Source organism: Vescimonas sanitatis, from assembly GCF_049060325.1.
Taxonomy (GTDB): domain Bacteria; phylum Bacillota; class Clostridia; order Oscillospirales; family Oscillospiraceae; genus Vescimonas; species Vescimonas sanitatis.
The window spans coordinates 1-630 of the sequence record NZ_JBMGPW010000027.1 but is presented as its reverse complement, the minus strand read 5'-3'; the positions used below and the strand labels follow the sequence as shown (position 1 = coordinate 630).

Below are 630 nucleotides of genomic sequence, written 5' to 3'. Positions count from 1 at the left end.
ACCTAACCCGACACGGAACGCAGCGAAAACCGCGACACAGAGCGAAGCTGCTCACACGGGACACTCGGCGCCGCGGATTTTCGCGGCGCTCGGCGTCGTATCTGTGTGTGCCGGTAAGCGATCCCCTTACGGGACGCCTGCTACCCATAGCGCTATGTCACTTGACCGACCAAACGTTTGGTCGGTACTCTCGGGGCATGGCAAAGACGACCGAGCAGCTGCTCGATGATGCGATCGCCGTGCTGCGGCGCGGTGGCGTGGTGACGATCGATTCCGTCGCCTCCGAAGCAGGCATGAGTAAGGCGGGGGTGGTGCATCACTTCTCCTCGAAGGAGGCGCTGATGGTCGGCGTCGTCAATCGGGTGATGGACCTCTGGGAGGGACAGCTCGCCGCGACGATCGGGGAGGTCACCGATCCGGTCGAGCGGCTGCGCGCGTATGTGGACTTCGAGGTGCTCTCCGATTTCGACGGGGGCGATCTCGCGCTGCTCGCGGATGTGAAGCTGCGCGACATTCTCGCCGCCCAGTGGCGGGAGCGCCTGCGGCCCTGGTTCGGGGAGGACGCACCCGGCGACGCTGGCCAGAAAGCCGCGTTGCAGTCGGCGCGTCTGATCGCTGACGGCGCCTGGA

At 65.7% G+C, this 630-nt stretch carries 1 protein-coding gene; it reads left to right on the top strand.

The genetic code is table 11. From position 1 onward, the window contains the following. Window positions 1-197 precede the first annotated feature (197 nt). The coding region (locus tag ACOMDU_RS13585; protein ID WP_421130693.1) for a TetR/AcrR family transcriptional regulator at window positions 198-630 on the top strand (433 nt) is incomplete at its 3' end.